Genomic DNA, 13,735 nt, shown 5'->3' with positions numbered 1-13,735 from the left:
GAGTCGAAGACAGTACACTCGTACGGCGAGACGAGGCAACGCAGCCATAGACGAATTTTTCACACACTCGTAGGGTGGACGGACGCCATCCACCCTACGAAAAACGGTTTATTTGTTCGGCTGCGGCGTGAGGCGCAGGTAGGGACGCGGCGAGGTATAGCCCTTCGGGTATTTTTGCTCGATCACGGCCGGATCCTGCACGGTCAGCGGAATGATGACGTCGTCGCCATCCTTCCAGTTGCCCGGTGTCGCCACGGTGTAGCCGTCGGTCAGCTGCAGGGCGTCGATCACGCGCAGCACTTCGTCGAAGTTGCGGCCGGTGCTCATCGGGTAGGTGATGATCAGGCGGACTTTCTTGGCCGGGTCGATGATGAACAGCGAGCGCACGGTGGCGGTGGCCGATGCTTCCGGGTGGATCATGTCGTACAGATTCGAGACGGTCTTGTCGGCATCGGCGATGATCGGGAAGCCGACCACGGTCTGCTGGGTCTCCTCGATGTCCTTGATCCAGTCCCGGTGCTTGTCGGCCGGGTCGACCGACAGCGCGATCGCCTTGACGTTGCGCTTGTCGAATTCCGGCTTCAGCTTGGCGGTCAGTCCCAGTTCGGTCGTGCAGACCGGCGTGAAGTCGGCCGGGTGCGAGAACAGCACCACCCAGGAATCGCCCGCCCACTCGTGGAAGCGGATCTTGCCGATGCTGGATTCCTGCTCGAAATCGGGCGCGGTGTCGCCGAGGCGTAAGGTCATGTCATTTCTCCGATGGTTAAGCTACACGAACTGCATTGTTCCAGGCCTCTAGTCTACGGGCAGGCCAGGATTCATCAAACGACAGCTTTCTTATTTGCTTGTGCAACCAGCGCATGAACTACATGAAACGGTTGTACAGCACCACAGCCCAGGTCGCGAATGCCAGCAGCAGGGTCAGTGCAACCGCGGCGCTGCCCATGTCCTTGGCTACCTTGGACAAGGGATGGCGGTCGAGCGAGATGCGGTCGACGATGGCCTCGATCGCCGAGTTGACGATCTCGACGATCAGCACCAGGATCAGCACGCCGATCAGCACCAGCTTCTGGAAGCTGGACACCGGCAGCAACAGGGCGGCGACGGTGGCGATGGCGATCACCACCACTTCCTGGCGGAAGGCGGCTTCGCTGCGCCAGGCCCAGGACAAGCCGTCCCAGGTATTGCGGCAGGCCGCCAGGAGGCGCGCGATGCCGCGCTTGGTCTTGAATTCGCTGATCGGGTCGTTCATGGTTTCACTGAGGTTCATTGCCGAACTGGCATTATGCCCCGGCGCGCAACTGTTGCACACCGTAACCCATTGGTTTGCATGGTCGTTTCACATCATGGTATAAAGTGTTGAATACTGCACTGCACCAAGCACATCATGAAAATGGAAACCCTCGACGCGGCGCCCGGCGCCCTGCCTGCCAAGACCTCGATCCAGGTGATCGAGCGCATGATGGCGCTGCTCGATGCGCTGGCCACGTATTCGGATCCGGTGAGCCTGAAGGAACTGTCGAAGGTCTCCGGCCTGCATCCCTCGACCGCGCACCGCATCCTGAACGACATGGTCGTCACGCGTTTCGTCGACCGGGTCGAGCCGGGCACCTACCGCCTCGGCATGCGCCTGCTCGAGCTGGGCAATGTGGTCAAGAGCCGCCTGTCGGTGCGCGAAGCGGCGCTCGATTTCATGCGCGCCCTGCACAAGAAGACCCAGCAGACCGTGAACCTGTCGGTGCGCCAGGGCGACGAGATCGTCTACATCGACCGCGCCTATTCCGAGCGCTCCGGCATGCAGGTGGTGCGCGCCATCGGCGGCCGCGCGCCGCTGCACCTGACCTCGACCGGCAAGCTGTTCCTGTCGATCGACGACGCGAAAACCATCCGCGGCTATGCGACCCGCACCGGCCTCGCCGGCCACAACAAGAATTCCATCACCGACCTGGCGCGCTTCGAGCGCGAACTGAGCCTGGTGCGCGCGCGCGGCTATGCGCGCGACAACGAAGAGCTGGAACTGGGCGTGCGCTGCATGGCCGCCGGCATTTTCGACGACAGCGGCAAGCTGGTGGCGGGCTTGTCGATTTCGGCGCCGGCGGACCGGCTGCAGGAAGAGTGGCTGGAAGATCTGGTGCAGACGGCGTCGAGCATTTCGGCGACGCTGGGGTATCGGCCTGTACCGGCGATTTGATTCTGCGCTGCGCGTTTAGTCAGCGCATTTCCTGCCACTACCCGCAAGACCGTCGCACCGGCGCAGGCCGGTGCCCAAGTTCGTAGAGCAGTGGGTACGCACGCAAAATTAGGCACCGGCCTTCGCCGGTGCGACGTGCTGAGGTAGCAGGACTAGCGTGAAATTTCAGTGCAATGCCGGCGCCGGCGCCGCGGCGCTGAAGGTCCCGATCGCCGGCGTCCCCACGCTTTCCCCCAGCGTCCCCGGCGCCAGCACGTTGAGCTTGCCCGGCGCCAGCGCTTCGAGGAAGCGCCGCACCCGGCCGGCGTCGGCGGTGCGCGACATCTTGCCCTTCGAATCGAGGAATACCATGATCACGTTGCGGCCGTGGATGGCCGCCTGCATCACCAGGCAGCGCCCCGCTTCGTTGATGAAGCCGGTCTTTTGCAGGCCGATGTTCCAGTCGGGCAGCGCCACCAGGTAGTTCGTGTTCGAATAGCGCATCGGACGGCCGCTGGCCTTGACGGTCGAATTCGGGCTGGTCGAATATTCGCGCAGCAGCGGTTCGCCATAGGCGTGCGACACCAGGCGCGCCAGGTCGCGGGCGCTCGACACGTTCTGGCTCGACAGGCCACTCGAATCCACGTAGCGCGTGTCCTTCATGCCCAACTCGTCCGCCTTGGCGTTCATGGCGGCGACGAAAGCGCCGATCCCGCCGGGGTAGTTGCGGCCCAGCGCGGAGGCGGCGCGGTTTTCCGAACTCATCAGGGCAATGTGCAGCAGCTCGCGGCGCGTCATGCGCGTGCCGACCGGCAGGCGCGAGCTGGAATACTTGTGGCGGTCGACGTCGGCATCGGTGATGCGCAGCACTTCGTCGAGGTCCTGGCCTGCTTTCACCACGACCAGACCGGTCATCAGCTTGGTGATCGAGGCGATCGGCAGGGCGACGTTGGCGTTCTTTTCGAACAGCACTTCCGAGCTGTTCTGGTCGAGCACGAAGGCGACGTTGGAGCGCAGCGAGAGCGGATCACTGGTGCCGCGCAGGCCGGCGGCGTCGCCCAGGCTGCGCGGATCGATGGCGGCGGGCGCGGCGCGGCGCACCACCTGGTAGGTCACCTTGCGCTTGCCGCGCACCATTTCCACGCGGCGCACCATGCGCTGGCGGTTGTCGTCGGCGATGGCCTGGGCCAGGTCCTTGCGCTGGGGACGCGCGGCCTTCTTCACGGCCTTCTTGCGCACCGGTTTCCTGGCGCCGCTGCTCTTTTTCTGCTTCTTCTTGGCGGCCTGGGTCGTACCGGCGCCCGCCCCCGCCCCGGCGCCGGCGGCATGCACGGACTGGAAGGCAAACAGCAGCGAAACGATGGCGGCCAATGCAAGCTTGAACATCGAAGGACCCTTTGGCGCGAACGGATGAGATACGTGATGCAGTGTAACGGAAGCAGGCCGCATCGCAAACGAAATGTAAGTTCCGTGCGGCAAGAGTGCAAACTAAAACCACGGCTCAGGCCATACATTACTCCATAAAACGGGCAAAACCTTGCGCGCTTTCGCGCTCGGTGACCAGGGTGTTTTCGATGCGCTCCGGATCGGCCCAGCCAAGGGCCATGCCGCACACTACCATTTCGTTGGCCGGCAACTGCAATTGCTCGGCGATCACCCGGTGATACTGGGTGAAGGCGGCCTGCGGACAGGTGTCGAGGCCGCGGCCACGGGCGGCCACCATGATGTTCTGCAAGAACATGCCATAGTCCAGCCAGGAGCCCTGCTCCATGATGCGGTCGATCGTGAAGATCAGGCCGACCGGTGCGTCGAAGAAGCCGTAGTTGCGCGCGTGCTGGGCCGCCATGCCGGCCTTGTTGTCGCGCGTCAGGCCGAGCAGCGAATACAGGTCCCAGCCGACCTTGCGGCGCCGGTCGATATAGGGCGAGGTCCATTCGCGCGGGTAGTAGGCGTATTCCTCGGTATGCTCCTTCGCCTGCTGCGGGTCGGCGTTGACCCGCAGGATCGCCTCGACCAGGCGCGTGCGCGCCTGCCCCGTCAACACGTACACCTTCCACGGCTGGGTATTGGTGCCGGACGGCGCGCGCGCGGCGACGTCGAGGATGCGTTCGATGTCTGCGCGCTCGACCGGACGGTCCAGGAAAGCGCGGATCGAACGGCGCGAGGTGATGGCCGCATCGACGGCTTCCTGCTGGGGGCTGGTGATCATGGCGTGTCTCCTTGTTTTTTGACGACGAATGCGACGCCGAGCACGGCCACCGCCATCCCGGCCAGCGCGAGCGGGCTGAAGGCCTCGCCGAACAGGAGCCAGGCCATGACGGCGGTGGTGGGCGGGGTCAGGTAGAGCAGGCTCGTGACTTCCGTGGCCTGGCTGCGGCGGATCAGGGTAAACAGTAAAAAGATCGCACCGATCGACAGGGCGAAGATCGACCATAGCCAGGCGACGATGAAGTCCCGGCTCCAGGTGACACTGGAAAAGGCCGGGTCGAGGTCTTCGAGCAGGATCGCCAGCGGCAGCAGGGCCAGCACGGTGGCGCCGAACTGGATCACGGTGCCGGTGCGCAGGTCGAAGGCGGGGCACCAGCGCTTCTGGTACATGGTGCCCGCGGTAATACTGAACAGCGCGAAGATGCACAGCAGCAGGCCGCTCGCGCTCAGGCCGGCCAGGTGCAGCTTGGCGTATACCACCAGCGCCACGCCCGACAGGCCGAGCACGAAGCCGAGCCACTGGCGCGGCCGCACCCGTTCGCCGATCAGGGAGGCGCCGGCCGCCGTCAGGATCGGCTGCATGCCGACGATCAGGGCGGTCAGCCCGGCCGGCATGCCGAGCTTGATCGCGGCCCAGACGCCGCCGAGGTAGCCGGCCTGCAGCAGCAGCCCCGCCACCGCCACGTGCAGGATCCGGCCGCGTGGCCAGGGTGCGCGCGACAGCAGCACCAGCGGCAGCAGCACGGCGAGCGCGCCGAGGCAGCGCAGGATCAGGAAGGTCAGCGGCGGGGCATACGGCAGGCCGAGCTTGGCGACGATGAAGCCGGTGCTCCACAGGAAGACGAAGAACAGCGGCACGGGCGACAGCCAGGAGGCGGAGGTGGCTGCTTGCGCGTGGGAAGGCGTGCCGTGCGTCATGGGTCGGAATGCTGCGCAGCAGCTTGATGAAACACAAGTGGCTAGTCTAGCATGCTGCCGCAAGCCTCGTTCAGGCGGCGGCAAGACACAATTTCTTGCGTTGAATCAATAACAAGATCGTAAAATTTCTTAGTAACAATGCATTCAAGAAATTAATGCACGCTCTGATGGTGCGGCGCGTCAAAATCGCTTGACTCCCCTAATCAATTGCGTGAAAATTCGCCCTGTTGCGGTGCACAAAAAAAGACATTCGTTCAAAAAACGACGGAAAATCTGCCTCACCGGTCCAAGCAACATTTCATCCACTGTACACATTGAATTTTGGAGAACCACATGTTTGCAATTCCTGAGCAGTTCTCGAACGCCACCAAAGCCAACCTCGAATCCCAGTTCGCGCTGTTCTCGTCGCTGACCACCAAGACCTTCGAGAGCATGGAGAAGCTGGTCGACCTGAACATCAGCACCGCCCGCGCTTCCCTGGAAACGTCGTCGAACGTGACCCGCCAGCTGCTGGGCGCCAAGGATCCGCAGGAATTCTTCTCGGTCACCGCGTCGCAGGCCCAGCCGACCGCCGAAAGCGCGCTGTCGTACAGCCGCCAGCTGGCCTCGATCGCCACCAGCACCGGCGCCGAGTTCTCGAAGGCCGCCGAAGGCCAGATCGTCGAAGCCAACCGCAAGGTGATCTCGCTGGTCGACGAAGTGAGCAAGAACGCCCCGGCCGGCTCGGAAACCTACGTCGCCGCCGTCAAGACCGCGATCAGCAACGCCAACGCCGGCTACGAGCAGTTCAGCAAGACCACCAAGCAGGCCGTCGAAGCCATCGAGTCGAACCTGAACGCCGCCGTGAGCCAGTTTTCGGCCACCGCGCGCAAAGCCACCAACACCGCGACTGCTGCGACTGCCGCCGCTGCAGCCTAAGCTGCGGGTCGTGAAGTGAAAAAAGCCGGGACAGAGACGTCCCGGCTTTTTTGTTTTTTGATCGGTCGAGCCTCACCGTTTTTTCTTAGTTAGCGTGTAAATCGTCATTCCCGCGAAGGCGGGAATCCAAGTTTGCATGTGGACCGTCAGCTTGTGAAGTCTGTGGAACGCGACGAAATTAGGTTCCCGCGTTCGCGGGTCTTTGGGCTAACGACAGGGCTTGTTATTCCCCCAAATACGCCGCCTGCACCCGCGGATCATCCAGCATCCGCGCCGCCTCCCCGGTCATGATCAAGCTCCCCGACTCCATCACATACCCCCGGTCCGCCGCCTGCAGCGCCAGCTTCGCATTCTGCTCGACCAGCAACATCGTGATGCCCTGCCTAGACACGTCGCGGATCACCTCGAAGATCTTCTCCACCATGATCGGCGACAGCCCCATCGACGGCTCGTCCAGCAGCAGCAGGGTCGGGTGGCACATCAGCGCGCGCGCCATCGCCAGCATCTGCTGCTCGCCGCCGGACAGGGTGCCGGCCAGCTGCGCCGAGCGCTCCTTCAGGCGCGGGAACACCGCGTACCATTTGTCCACATCCGCCGCGATCCCCGCCTTGTCATTGCGCGTATAAGCGCCCATCAGCAAATTCTCGTGGATCGTCATGCGGGTAAACACGCCCCGCCCTTCCGGCACCATGGCGAGCTTTTGCTGCACCATGCGGAAGGACTGCGTGCCGCGCAGGGGCTGGCCCAGGTACAGGATCTCGCCCTCGATTCTGCATGGCGGAAGGGTGCCGGTGATGGCCTTGAGGGTGGTGGTCTTGCCGGCGCCGTTGGCGCCGATCAGGGTCACCAGCTCGCCCCTGTTCACTTCCAGGTCCAGTCCCTTGACCGCCTTGATGCCGCCATAGGCGACCTGCAGGCCGCTCACTTTCAGGATGTTTTCGCTCATCTCAGTGCGCGCCTCCGAGGTAGGCCTTGATCACGGCCTCGTTCTTCTGGATCTCGGACGGCAGCCCTTCGGCGATCTGCTTGCCGTATTCGAGCACCGTGATGCGGTCGCACAGGCCCATCATGAGCTTGACGTCGTGCTCGATCAGCAGCACGGTCTTGCCCTCGTTCCTGATCTTCACCAGCAACTCGCGCAGGGCCAGCTTCTCGGTGGCGTTCATGCCGGCCGCCGGTTCGTCCAGCGCCAGCAGCTGCGGCTCGGTGGCGAGCGCACGCGCGATCTCGAGGCGGCGCTGGTCGCCGTAGGACAGGTACTTGGCCGTGCGCTGCGCGTACTGGCCGATGCCCACGAAATCGAGCAGCTCCTGCGCGCGGGCGCGGATCGCCGCCTCCTCGATGCGCGCCGCCTTGTGGCGGAAGATCGCGCCGAACACGCCCTGGCGGGTGCGCACGTGGCGGCCGACCATCACGTTTTCCAGCGCGCTCATCTCGCCGAACAGGCGGATGTTCTGGAAGGTGCGCGCGATCCCGGCCTTGGCCACTTCGTGCGGGGCCGACGGCGAATAGGGCTTGCCGCCCAGCCGGAAGGTGCCGCTGTCGGGCTGGTACAGGCCCGTGATCACGTTGAAGAAGGTGGTCTTGCCGGCGCCGTTGGGGCCGATCAGCCCATGGATCTGGCCGCGCGCGATGCGGATGCCGACGTCGGTCAGCGCCTGCAGGCCGCCGAAGCGTTTATTGACGCCCGCGATGTCGAGCAGGATCTCGCTCATGCTGTCGCTCCTTCGGCCTCGTCATGCGCGAGCGCCGCGTTGGGACGCTCCTCGCGATTTGGCGACGGCCACAGGCCGGCCGGATTGACCAGCATGATCAGCACCAGCGCCAGGCCGTAGAGCAGCTGGCGCAGCACCTCGGCCTCGATGAGCACGGCGCCGAACAGCGCCTGCTGGGCCGGCTCCACCACGTGGCGCAGCACTTCCGGCAGCGCGGCGAGGAGCACGCCGCCCAGCACCACGCCGGGGATGTGGCCGATCCCGCCCAGCACCACCATCGCCAGCACGGCGATCGACTCGGTCAGGGAAAAGGATTCAGGCGATACAAAACCCTGGAAGGCGCCGAACATCGCGCCCGCCACGCCCCCGAAACTGGCGCCCATCGCGAACGCCAGCAGCTTGACGTTGCGGGTATTGATGCCCATGGCCTTGGCCGCGATCTCGTCCTCGCGGATCGCGACCCAGGCGCGGCCCAGGCGCGAGTGCTGCAGGCGCGAGGTAATGAAGATGGTCGCGATGCACAGCACCAGGAACAGGAAGTAATAGGCATTCACCGAAGGCATGGCGTAGCCGCCAATATTCACCGTGCCGCCCGAGCCCTGCTCCCCTGCCAGCGACACGCCGAACACGCGGATCGGGTCGATCATATTGATCCCCTGCGGCCCGTTGGTGAAGTTGATCGGGTCGTTCAGGTTGTTCATGAAGATGCGGATGATCTCGCCGAAGCCGAGGGTCACGATGGCGAGGTAGTCGCCGCGCAATTTGAGCGTCGGGGCGCCCAGCAGCGCGCCGGCCAGGCCCGCCACGATCGCCGCCAGCGGCACGATCGCCCACACCGACAGGTGGATGCCGTCCTGCTGGATCCCGGGACCGAAAAAGGCGACCAGGGCCTCGCCCAGCGCCGGCGAATAATAGATCAGCGACTCCAGCAGCGCCGCGAACTGGGGCGAGGCAAACAGGCCGACCAGGTAGGCGCCGACCGCGAAGAAGGCGATGTAGCCGAGGTCGAGCAGGCCGGCGAAGCCGACCACGATGTTCAGGCCCAGCGCCAGCATGATGTAGAGCAGCGCGAGGTCGATGATGCGCACCCAGGAGTTGCCGAACTGGGAAGCGATGAAGGGGAAGACCAGCATCAGCGCCAGCAGCGCCGCCATGCTGGCGGTGGCCTGGCGCGGCTTGTGCTGGAGGTCGAAAGTCAGGAGTGCCATGGTGTCCTTCTCCTCGAAGTCAGGCGCGGTCCGCCACGCGCTCGCCCATGATGCCGGACGGGCGCAGGGTCAGCACCAGGATCAGGACGACGAAGGCGAAGATGTCCTGGTAGTGGCTGCCCAGGAAGCCGCCGGTGAGGTCGCCGATGTAGCCGGCGCCGAGCGCTTCGATGAGGCCCAGCAGGATGCCGCCGATCATGGCGCCGTAGATGTTGCCGATCCCGCCCAGCACGGCGGCGCAGAACGCCTTCATCCCCGGCAGCACGCCCATGGTGAAGGTGATCGAGGCATAGTTGGCGCCCCACATCACGCCGGCCACCGCGGCCAGCGCCGCGCCGATGGCGAAGGTGGCGACGATCACGCGGTTCGAATCGACGCCCATCAGGCCGGCCACGCGCGGGTTCTCGGCCACGGCGCGCATCGCCCGGCCCATCCGGGTACGCTCGACCAGCAGCACCAGCGCGACCATCGACGCGGCGGCCAGCACCAGCAGCAGGATCTGGGTCTGCGAGATCAGGGCGCCGCCGATGTTCACCGGTTCGGGCGAGAGCAGTTGCGGGAAGGGCAGCGGGCTGCGGCCCCAGATCATCATCGCGAACGTCTGCAGCAGGATCGAGACGCCGATCGCCGTGATCAGGGGCGCCAGCCGCGGCGCATTGCGCAGGCGGCGGTAGGCGACCCGCTCGATCAGGATGTTCACCAGCACCGCCACCGGAATCGCACCGAGGATGGCGATCCCCAGCTGCAGGCCACCGGACAGGCCGGGAGCGTGGGCTTCCAGGAGCTTGAGGATGCCGAGGCCGATCATGGCGCCGATCATGAGCACGTCGCCATGGGCGAAGTTGATCAGGTTGAGCACCCCGTAGACCATGGTGTAGCCAAGCGCGACCAGTGCGTACATGCTGCCCAGCACCAGGCCATTGAGGATTTGTTGGAGGAAGGTTTCCATCGTATGCACAGTGTGTTGTGGCCCAAGAAAAACGGCACTGCCGGGTCGCCCCGCAGTGCCGCTTCTGGCCGATGGCCGTCATGATAACTTGGCAAATGGAAAACTTGCACGGAAAACCGTACGGTGTCCGGATTTTGTACGACGGCCGGCGTTGCCGGCCACCGAATCACGCGGCTTTGATGCCGTCCAGGCCCTTCGGCAACGGGAACACCACGTTCTCTTCGACACCCTCGAGCGCGCGCACGCTCGCCACACCGAGTTCCTTCAGCCGGTCGATCACCGCCTGCACCAGCACTTCCGGCGCCGAGGCGCCCGCCGTCACGCCGATGCGCTTCTTGCCCGCGATCCACTGCGGGTCAATGGCGTCGGCCTTGTCGACCATATAGGCCGGCGTGCCCATCTTGTCCGCCACTTCGCGCAGGCGGTTCGAGTTCGAGCTGTTCGGGCTGCCGACCACGATCACGACCTCGACCTGCGGCGCCAGGAACTTGACGGCTTCCTGGCGGTTGGTGGTGGCGTAGCAGATGTCGCCCTTCTTCGGCTCGATGATGTTCGGGAAGCGTTGTTTCAGCGCGGCGATGATGTCTTCGGTGTCGTCGACCGACAGGGTGGTCTGCGACACATAGGCCAGCTGGTCCGGATTGTTGACGACCAGCTTCTGCACGTCGTCGACGGTCTCGACCAGGTGCATGCCTTCTTCCGCCTGGCCCATGGTGCCTTCGACTTCCGGGTGGCCGTCGTGGCCGATCATGATGATCTCGCAGCCCTGCTTGCGCATCTTGGCCACTTCCACGTGGACCTTGGTCACCAGCGGGCAAGTGGCGTCAAAGATGGTCAGGCCACGCGCCTCGGCGTCGGCACGCACGGCCTTCGAGACGCCGTGGGCCGAGAACACCAGGGTATTCCCGGACGGCACGTCTTCCAGTTCCTCGATGAAGATCGCGCCCTTGTTGCGCAAGTCTTCGACGACATAGGCGTTGTGCACGATCTCGTGACGCACATAGATCGGGGCGCCGAACTGGCGCAGGGCGCGCTCGACGATCTCGATGGCGCGGTCGACGCCAGCGCAGAAGCCGCGCGGCTGGGCGAGGAGAATTTCGTTTTCCATGGGTTCCATGCTCCTGTTACAGGACCGAGATCAGTTTCACTTCGAAACGCAGGGCCTGGCCGGCCAGCGGGTGGTTGAAATCGAACAGTGCGGTGGTGTCGCGCATTTCCAGCAGCACGCCGGCGAAGCGGCCGCCCTTGGGCGCGTTGAATTCGATCAGCTCGCCGACCTTGTAGTCGGCGTCCGGCACCGAATTTTCCTCGAGGGTCGCCTTCGACACCGGCTGCACCAGGTCGGGATTGCGTTCGCCGAAGGCGTCCGCCGCGCTCAGTTCGAAGGTCTGGTGGGCGCCTTCGGGCAGGCCGATCAGGCGCGACTCGAGGAAAGGCGCCAATTGGCCCTGACCCAGCAGCAAGGTCGCCGGGGTGCCGTCGAAGGTAGTGATCAGATCAGTACCGTCGGCGGTGGCGAGCCGATAATGCAGGGTCAGGTAGGAGGATGCGTTGACGACGGGTGCGTTGGACATGTTCTATGTTGTGAAAGCAAGCCCTGTTCAGGCAAACCGCTATTTTACCGCTACTAGGCCTGGGGCGCGCCGCGGCGCCGCAGACTGCCCCATTTATTGGCAAGGATCCCACATGAGAATTACCGATTTGCCGGAAGAGCAACGCCCGCGCGAACGGCTGATGCGCGCCGGCGCCACCGCCCTGTCGGACACGGAATTGCTGGCGATTTTCCTGCGCGTCGGCGTCGCGGGCAAGAGCGCGGTGGCGCTGGCGCGCGATATGCTCGACCATTTCGGTTCATTGCACCGCCTGCTGCACGCCTCGTCCAGCGAATTCGGCCGCCTGCACGGGCTCGGGCCGGCCAAGTACGCCCAGCTGCAGGCGGCGGTGGAACTGACCCGGCGCGCGGTGGGCGAGGAATTCCAGCGTAAGGGCCTGTGTTCGCCAGACGCGGTGCGCCATTACCTGCGCAACCAGTTCGCGCTGCAAGCCCACGAATCCTTCGTGGTGCTCTTCGTCGACGTCAAGAATCGCCTGATCAGTTTAAATGAAATGTTCCGAGGGACGCTGACCCATACCAGCGTCTATCCGCGCGAAGTGGTCAAGGCCGCCCTGCACTGCAATGCGGCCGGGGTGATCCTGGCGCACAACCACCCGTCCGGCGTGGCCGAACCGAGCGAGGCCGACCTGCGGCTGACCTCTAGCCTGGTGCAGGCGCTGGCCCTGGTCGACATCCGCGTGCTCGATCACTTCGTGGTGGCGGGAACGCAGGTGCATTCCTTTGCTGAGCACGGGCAGTTGTAACTGGATTTAGGGCTGGAGCAAATCCTTGAGCTTGCTAAAGTCCAGGAACTGGGTGTAGTTGTTGACCGAGCTCGCCACATTCTGGTTTGACATCAGCTCAAGCATGGCGACCTCACCCAGCGAACCAAAGGCTTCTTCCATGCGCGCTTTCCGCTCCTGCTTGCCGAGAGCGCGAACCTCACCAACGCAAGTGACTGAGATCAGACGCGACACTAGGGCGGCGACCTGCTTGTCGGTCTCGGTGCGAGCAGCCTCGCTAACGGTGCTCAAGCCCTGGATGTCAGGATGGGCTGACATCGCCATGAACATCCATCGAGCCATGAGCTTGCGATCTTTCCCAGTTGTATTGTCCTTTATGCATTCGCCTAAGGGATTGGACGCACTCTGGGCAATGGCCGCCTGCGGTAGAAAAAGAAGCATGGCGACAACAACAGAAACGAAAAGACGCATCAGTACACCCAAGTCGTATTTATAGTCGGCTGACTCTACCATGGACGCATCAAAGCAACCAATCGCCATGGATAGACGTAATGCTGTAAGCCCAAAAACAGAGGTAGAACCGAATACAAATAAGCTCATCCACAATTGTTAAATAGTGCTCTAAAAGAAAGACACCATTGTTTTTCGCAAGTGATTGATTTGCCGTTGGTTTTCACGCTATACTCTCGTTTTTCCAAATCTGGATATTCTTAAGGAGTGCACTATGGCACGTGTCTGCCAAGTTACCGGCAAGGGAGTGATGGTTGGCAACAACGTCTCCCACGCTAACAACAAAACCAAGCGTCGTTTCCTGCCGAACCTGCAGAACCGCCGCATCTTCGTGGAATCGGAAAACCGCTGGGTCTCCCTGCGTCTGTCCAACGCCGGTCTGCGCGTGATCGACAAGCTCGGCATCGATGCCGTGCTGGCCGACATGCGTGCCCGTGGCGAAAAAGTTTAATTAGGGAGCTATCATGGCAAAAACTGGCCGCGACAAAATCAAGCTGGAATCGACCGCAGGTACCGGTCACTTCTACACCACCACCAAGAACAAGCGCACCATGCCGGCGAAAATGGAAATCACCAAATTCGACCCGAAGGCACGCAAGCACGTGATCTACAAGGAAACCAAGATCAAGTAATCGATCTTGCTGTTCCCAAAAAAAGCCGCCCGTCCCAGACTGGCGGCTTTTTTGTTTTTCAGCGACAGGAACGCAACAATTCCTGCGGCGACGCAGTGCGCATGCATGCATGGATTGCAATTCTCGTCAGAGCGTGGAAGCATGAAGCGTCGCGACTCTCCGCCGACCAG

The 13,735-nt window shown here is 63.4% G+C and carries 17 protein-coding genes; 5 read left to right on the top strand and 12 right to left on the bottom strand.

Annotation, left to right across the window (positions count from 1 at the left end):
- Positions 1-108: 108 nt before the first annotated feature.
- Positions 109-747, bottom strand: a complete 639-nt coding sequence (locus LQ564_RS04400) for a peroxiredoxin (RefSeq protein ID WP_231056851.1) — start codon at positions 745-747, stop codon at positions 109-111.
- Between the two features lie 118 nt (positions 748-865).
- The gene (locus LQ564_RS04395) at positions 866-1,270 is read right to left on the bottom strand and encodes a diacylglycerol kinase (protein WP_231056850.1); all 405 of its coding nucleotides are present in this window, start codon (positions 1,268-1,270) and stop codon (positions 866-868) included.
- Positions 1,271-1,387: 117 nt separating this feature from the next.
- Here LQ564_RS04395 and LQ564_RS04390 point away from each other — a divergent pair, with 117 nt between their 5' ends.
- Positions 1,388-2,191, top strand: coding sequence for an IclR family transcriptional regulator (locus tag LQ564_RS04390; RefSeq protein WP_231056849.1), 804 nt, complete (start codon positions 1,388-1,390; stop codon positions 2,189-2,191).
- 165 nt (positions 2,192-2,356) lie between these two features.
- Here the strand turns inward: LQ564_RS04390 and LQ564_RS04385 are convergent, their stop codons facing one another.
- From LQ564_RS04385 to LQ564_RS04375, 3 genes are all read right to left on the bottom strand, one after another.
- Positions 2,357-3,556, bottom strand: a complete 1,200-nt coding sequence (locus tag LQ564_RS04385) for a serine hydrolase (RefSeq protein WP_231056848.1) — start codon at positions 3,554-3,556, stop codon at positions 2,357-2,359.
- Positions 3,557-3,683: 127 nt separating this feature from the next.
- Positions 3,684-4,379, bottom strand: coding sequence for a nitroreductase (locus tag LQ564_RS04380; RefSeq protein WP_231056847.1), 696 nt, complete (start codon positions 4,377-4,379; stop codon positions 3,684-3,686).
- A complete protein-coding gene (locus LQ564_RS04375) occupies positions 4,376-5,296 on the bottom strand; it encodes a DMT family transporter (protein ID WP_231056846.1) in 921 nt (306 codons plus the stop codon). Before LQ564_RS04375 ends, LQ564_RS04380 begins: the two co-directional genes overlap by 4 nt.
- Before the next feature lie 333 nt (positions 5,297-5,629).
- Between LQ564_RS04375 and LQ564_RS04370 the strand changes: the two genes are divergently transcribed.
- Positions 5,630-6,214, top strand: coding sequence for a phasin family protein (locus LQ564_RS04370; RefSeq protein ID WP_231056845.1), 585 nt, complete (start codon positions 5,630-5,632; stop codon positions 6,212-6,214).
- 223 nt (positions 6,215-6,437) lie between these two features.
- On the opposite strand, the gene LQ564_RS04365 is transcribed toward LQ564_RS04370, so the two are convergent.
- From LQ564_RS04365 to LQ564_RS04340, 6 genes are all read right to left on the bottom strand, one after another.
- A complete protein-coding gene (locus LQ564_RS04365) occupies positions 6,438-7,160 on the bottom strand; it encodes an ABC transporter ATP-binding protein (protein ID WP_231056844.1) in 723 nt (240 codons plus the stop codon).
- A gap of 1 nt (position 7,161) precedes the next feature.
- Positions 7,162-7,929, bottom strand: a complete 768-nt coding sequence (locus tag LQ564_RS04360; protein WP_231056843.1) for an ABC transporter ATP-binding protein — start codon at positions 7,927-7,929, stop codon at positions 7,162-7,164.
- Positions 7,926-9,137, bottom strand: a complete 1,212-nt coding sequence (locus LQ564_RS04355) for an ABC transporter permease subunit (RefSeq protein WP_231056842.1) — start codon at positions 9,135-9,137, stop codon at positions 7,926-7,928. The genes LQ564_RS04360 and LQ564_RS04355 overlap by 4 nt, the downstream gene beginning before the upstream one ends.
- 19 nt (positions 9,138-9,156) lie before the next feature.
- A complete protein-coding gene (locus LQ564_RS04350) occupies positions 9,157-10,086 on the bottom strand; it encodes a branched-chain amino acid ABC transporter permease (RefSeq protein WP_231056841.1) in 930 nt (309 codons plus the stop codon).
- 166 nt (positions 10,087-10,252) lie between these two features.
- The gene (gene ispH, locus LQ564_RS04345) at positions 10,253-11,194 is read right to left on the bottom strand and encodes a 4-hydroxy-3-methylbut-2-enyl diphosphate reductase (RefSeq protein WP_231056840.1); all 942 of its coding nucleotides are present in this window, start codon (positions 11,192-11,194) and stop codon (positions 10,253-10,255) included.
- Between the two features lie 16 nt (positions 11,195-11,210).
- A complete protein-coding gene (locus LQ564_RS04340; protein WP_231056839.1) occupies positions 11,211-11,660 on the bottom strand; it encodes an FKBP-type peptidyl-prolyl cis-trans isomerase in 450 nt (149 codons plus the stop codon).
- A gap of 112 nt (positions 11,661-11,772) precedes the next feature.
- Between LQ564_RS04340 and radC the strand changes: the two genes are divergently transcribed.
- Positions 11,773-12,444 carry a RadC family protein gene (gene radC / locus LQ564_RS04335; protein ID WP_231056838.1) on the top strand — a complete coding sequence of 224 codons (672 nt, stop codon included), beginning with the start codon at positions 11,773-11,775 and terminating at the stop codon, positions 12,442-12,444.
- A gap of 6 nt (positions 12,445-12,450) precedes the next feature.
- Here radC and LQ564_RS04330 read toward each other — a convergent pair whose 3' ends face one another.
- Complete coding sequence (locus tag LQ564_RS04330; protein ID WP_231056837.1) at positions 12,451-13,023, bottom strand: hypothetical protein; 573 nt, start codon at positions 13,021-13,023, stop codon at positions 12,451-12,453.
- A 124-nt stretch (positions 13,024-13,147) separates the two neighbouring features.
- Here LQ564_RS04330 and rpmB point away from each other — a divergent pair, with 124 nt between their 5' ends.
- Both rpmB and rpmG read left to right on the top strand, forming a co-directional pair.
- The gene (gene rpmB, locus LQ564_RS04325; RefSeq protein WP_026354825.1) at positions 13,148-13,384 is read left to right on the top strand and encodes a 50S ribosomal protein L28; all 237 of its coding nucleotides are present in this window, start codon (positions 13,148-13,150) and stop codon (positions 13,382-13,384) included.
- A 13-nt stretch (positions 13,385-13,397) separates the two neighbouring features.
- A complete protein-coding gene (rpmG, locus tag LQ564_RS04320; protein WP_005665735.1) occupies positions 13,398-13,565 on the top strand; it encodes a 50S ribosomal protein L33 in 168 nt (55 codons plus the stop codon).
- The last annotated feature ends 170 nt before the right edge of the window (positions 13,566-13,735 follow it).

It is taken from the genome of Massilia phyllostachyos, from assembly GCF_021044825.1.
GTDB lineage: Bacteria > Pseudomonadota > Gammaproteobacteria > Burkholderiales > Burkholderiaceae_D > Telluria > Telluria phyllostachyos.
This window is presented reverse-complemented; position numbering and strand designations above follow the sequence as displayed.